General features: G+C 69.0%; 7 protein-coding genes and 1 pseudogene. All 8 read left to right on the forward strand.

The genetic code is table 11. The annotated features are described in order from the left end of the window. Nucleotides 1–1,364 (forward strand): annotated as a pseudogene (locus tag GJ629_RS14690) (phage tail sheath family protein); the annotation flags it as partial. Next, nucleotides 1,365–1,820 (forward strand): phage tail protein, encoded by a 456-nt coding sequence (locus GJ629_RS14695; protein ID WP_157513694.1) that lies wholly within the window; start codon nt 1,365–1,367, stop codon nt 1,818–1,820. After that, on the forward strand, nt 1,817–1,948 hold the full coding sequence (locus GJ629_RS17690) for a hypothetical protein (protein WP_255475245.1): 132 nt from the start codon (nt 1,817–1,819) through the stop codon (nt 1,946–1,948). The genes GJ629_RS14695 and GJ629_RS17690 overlap by 4 nt, the downstream gene beginning before the upstream one ends. Continuing rightward, nucleotides 1,945–2,442 carry a hypothetical protein gene (locus tag GJ629_RS14700; RefSeq protein ID WP_197428647.1) on the forward strand — a complete coding sequence of 166 codons (498 nt, stop codon included), beginning with the start codon at nt 1,945–1,947 and terminating at the stop codon, nt 2,440–2,442. The genes GJ629_RS17690 and GJ629_RS14700 overlap by 4 nt, the downstream gene beginning before the upstream one ends. Beyond that, on the forward strand, nt 2,442–2,657 hold the full coding sequence (locus GJ629_RS14705) for a DUF6760 family protein (protein WP_157513695.1): 216 nt from the start codon (nt 2,442–2,444) through the stop codon (nt 2,655–2,657). The genes GJ629_RS14700 and GJ629_RS14705 overlap by 1 nt, the downstream gene beginning before the upstream one ends. Nucleotide 2,658: 1 nt before the next feature. Further along, complete coding sequence (locus tag GJ629_RS14710; protein ID WP_157513696.1) at nt 2,659–3,102, forward strand: phage tail protein; 444 nt, start codon at nt 2,659–2,661, stop codon at nt 3,100–3,102. A 37-nt stretch (nt 3,103–3,139) separates the two neighbouring features. Next, a complete protein-coding gene (locus tag GJ629_RS14715; protein WP_157513697.1) occupies nt 3,140–3,985 on the forward strand; it encodes a TatD family hydrolase in 846 nt (281 codons plus the stop codon). A gap of 34 nt (nt 3,986–4,019) precedes the next feature. Beyond that, nucleotides 4,020–4,226 (forward strand): hypothetical protein, encoded by a 207-nt coding sequence (locus GJ629_RS14720; protein WP_157513698.1) that lies wholly within the window; start codon nt 4,020–4,022, stop codon nt 4,224–4,226. Nucleotides 4,227–4,294 lie beyond the last annotated feature (68 nt).

A 4,294-nucleotide genomic window follows, 5' to 3' on the forward strand; every position in this document is an offset into this window, starting at 1 on the left:
GTGGCGACGGTGACGGCGGCCGGCCCGGGAGCGTGGGGCGAGTCGGTCGCCGTCGTCGTCGAGGACTGTCCACGGACTGACGAGGACAGTACGACCTTCCAGTTGCGGGTCCGCTACTGGGACTGTGCCGTCGAGACGGTCGCCGACCCCGGTGGGTCGACCCGCGCCCCACCCCGGCCGTCGAGGAGGTCCACGAGGACCTGACCCCCGACAGGGAGTCCAGCCAGTTCTACGGCAAACAGCTGGGTAGCTCGGTGCTGGTCGACGTCGACCGCGAGGCCGACGGGCGGCCGGCCGGCGGGCTGACGTGGCTCGACCGGGACCGGGCGTCGGGACTCGCCGACGGCGGGACGGTGCCGGCCGATCTCGACGACCGGGACGACGAGGCGCTCGCGTCACTCGCCGAGGGGACGCGGGTCGATGCCGACCAGTCGGCCGCGGACATCCGCGCCGACCTGCGGGCGGTCCGCGAGGAGAGCACGGACGACGGATCCCGGGGCGGTGGGGCCGAACTCACGCTGGCCGACTATCGGGGCGAGGACGCGCCCGGACACCGGACCGGACTCGCGGGCCTGCAACAGCACGACGACATCTCGCTGGTCTGCGTCCCCGACGAGAACGACGTGACGGGGCTGACCGACGCCGTCGTCACCCACTGCGAGCGGATGGGTGACCGATTCGCCGTCCTGCAGGCCCCGCAGTGTCCGGGGCCGGTCTCGGACATCGAACCGCCGGTCGACTCCTCGTACGCGGGCTACTACTACCCGTGGCTGTCGGTCGCCGACCCGGACACCGGGACCGACCGCCTCGTTCCGCCGGGCGGCCACGTTGCGGGGATCATCGCCCGGAGCGACGCCGAACACGGCGTCCACAAGGCGCCCGCGAACGAGACGGTCCGCGGCGCGCTCGGCCTCCAGCACGACCTCACGAAGGACGAACAGGACGTGTTGAACCCGCGCGGGGTCAACTGCATCCGGAGCTTTCAGGGCCGGGGTATCCGGTTGTGGGGTGCCCGGACCACGTCCAGTGACCCCTCCTGGAAGTACATCAACGTCCGGCGGTTGTTCCTCTACGTCGAGCAGTCCATCGACGAGGGGACCCAGTGGGCGGTGTTCGAACCGAACGACCGGGACCTCTGGGCGCGGGTGCGCCAGTCAGTCGAGAACTTCCTGACGACGGTGTGGCGCGACGGCGGCCTGATGGGGTCGACCGCCGAGGAGGCCTTCTACGTAGAGTGTGGCGAACAGACGATGACGCAGGACGACGTCGACAACGGACGGCTGATCGTCGAGATCGGGATCGCCCCGGTCAAGCCGGCCGAGTTCGTCGTCTTCCGGATCAGCCAGTGGACCAACGACTCATAGATGCCAGACAGACACGGACCACTCAGACCGAACCGCTTCGCCGTCGAACTCGACGGGATCACCATCGCCGGCTTCCAGCGCGTCGAGATTCCCTCGAAACGCACCGAACAGATCGAGTACCGCGAGGGCAACGACCCGGCCCACCACAGACGCCTGTGGGGCCGCAGCACCTACGAGGACCTGATCCTCGAACGCGGTGCGAACAAGGAGAACACTGACCTCTACAAGTGGCGGACGCGCGTCGACGAGGGCAACGTCGACGCCGCGCGCAAGACCGTCGCCGTCGTCCTTCAGGACGAGGCCGGCCAGTCTCACATCCGCTGGAACTTCACCAACGCCTGGCCCAAGGAGTACCAACCGCCGACGCTCGAATCGAACACCGGGGGCGGACAGGGCAACGTCGCCACCGAGACGTACGTCGTCACCTTCGACGAGATGGAGCGCAAGGAGGTATGACGGCCCGATTCACCCTCCCGCGGCGACACTGGCCGGACTCGGCGACCGTCGACGACGAGGGCGTCCTCGACGTTCGGTCGGCCGATCCGCTCGTCGGTGACGTGACCGTCACTGGGGGCCGCCGATGAGCGACGACGCCCTCCAGACCGAGTTCGCGTTCACGCTCCCGAACGGCTACGTCGACGCGGACGGGACCCGCCACACCGAGGGCCGGATGCGGTTGGCGACCGCGGGCGACGAGATATCGCCGCTTTCGGACCCGCGGGTCCAGTCCAACGACTCGTATCTGACCGTCATCCTGCTGTCCCGCGTCGTGACCGAACTCGGGTCCCTCGACTCGGTCGGGCCCGAGGTGATCGAGGACCTGTTCGTCGCCGATATGGAGCACTTACAGTCGATGTACGAGCGGATCAACGACCGCGGGGCCGACGCCGTCTCGACGGTCTGTCCCGACTGCGGGACTGACTTCGACGTGGCCGTCGAGGGCGGGTCACACGTCGAGGCGACCCCGGCGAGCGGTGACACGGGACCGCCGTCGGCGGCGGGTGTCGGCGGGGCCTCCCCGACATCCTCCGTCCCGGACGAGGTCGGGGGTGGAGGACCGGGAAACGGGATCGAGTGATGCGGGTGACGCCGCCCGAGACGCTGCGGGAGGAGGTGGCGTTCGTCGCCTACCACTTCGGGTGGGACCGGGAGACGGTCCTCTCGCTGTCCCACCGGGAGCGCCGCCAGTGGTGTGACCAGATCAGCGCGATCAACGACCGGCGCAACGAACAGGCCGGCGACGCCGACCGTTCCGGCGGCGGCATCGAACTGACGAACCCGGCGGGGCGCTGAGATGGCGGCCGACCCGTACGCGGCGTACGACTTCGCCGTCGAGGTCGACGGACGGTCGGTCGCGGGGTTCGAGTCCGTGTCGGGGCTGTCGATGGAACTCCAGACCGTCCGCTACGACGAGGGCGGTGTCGACGACAGGGTCCATCGGCTTCCCGACGGCGTCGCCGACGCGACGCTGACGCTCGACCGCGGCCTGAGCGACGACGTCGCGTTCTGGGAGTGGTTACAGGACGTGATGGCCGGGACGCTCGACAGGCGGACGGTGGTCGTCACGCTGACCGACGACCGCCGCGAGGCCCGGACGTGGGGCTGGGAGTTCGCCGACGCCTACCCGATACGCTGGGACGGGCCGGACCTGCTGGCCCGCGAGGGGGCCCTCGCCATCGAGTCGGTCACCTTCGCGTACGGGCGGTTCCGGCGGCTCTCGGGGCGTCCCGAGGGGTAGTCACAACCGTTTTTCCCCGTCCGGCCTACCGACCGGTATGGACATCGACGAGACGCCGGTGTTGGACAACCACCTCCATCTCGACCCGGTGAACGGCCGCAACACCGAGGCCGCCGCGGAGTTCGCCGACCACGGCGGCACGCACCTGTTGGTGTTGAACAAGCCCTCGTGGAACCTCCGGGAGACTGCCGACGACGAGTCGATATTCCGGGAGTGTTTCCAGTTGACCGTCGACGCCGTCGCGGACGCGACCGACGTACTCGACGGACGGGCGTGGCCCGTGCTGGGAGTCCACCCGGCGCTGATCTCCAGACTCGTCGAGGACGGCTACACTGCCGAAGAGGCACGGGACATTATGCAGGCCGGCCTCGACGTGGCCGCGGAGTTCGTCGCCGACGGGCCGGCGCTGGCGATCAAGTCCGGGCGGCCACACTACGAGGTCGACGACGCGGTGTGGGAGGCCTCGAACGCCGTGATGCGTCACGCCTTCGACCTCGCCGGGGAAGTCGGCTGTGCCGTCCAGTTACACACCGAGGGCGGCGAGGACTTCACCGAGGTCGCCACGTGGGCCGAAGCCGAGGGTCTGCCCCCCGAACAGGTCGTCAAGCACTACTCCGGCGGCCGACTGGCGGGCCCGATAAAGAGCGTCCTCGCCGACAAGGACGAACTGGAGGTTGCCGTCGAGGAGGCGGACCCCTTCCTGATGGAGACCGACTACATCGACGACCCCGACAGGCCGGGTGCGGTGCTGGGGCCGAAGACGGTTCCTCGGCGGGTCCGGTGGATGCTAGAGGAGGGTTGGGAGGAGGCGGTCAGGACCGCCCACGTCGAGACGCCGGCGCGGGTGTACGGTATCGACACCGAGGCGACGCTGGACCGGTAGGGACGCTTTTGTGACCGGCGGACGACGCCCCGGTATGCGAGAACGACGCTGTCCGGACTGTGGCGTGGGGCTCCGTGCGGTCGAACTGGTCACCAGCGAGGGTTTCTCGACGAAGGTCAGGACCGGCGAGAAGCGCGAGGGATGGCTCGGGAAACTCGGCGTCGGCGAGACCAGAGACGTCGAGACGTTCGCCTGTCCGGAGTGTGGACTGTTGCGCCAGTACGTCGATCCCGACTTCTGATACTGTTTCTTGTCGCTGTGTACCGGTTCGCCCGCCCGAAATCGTCCTTCGGAGTGACACGACGCAGG

The sequence above is a fragment of the Halapricum sp. CBA1109 genome (genome assembly GCF_009741825.1).
Lineage (GTDB): Archaea > Halobacteriota > Halobacteria > Halobacteriales > Haloarculaceae > Halapricum.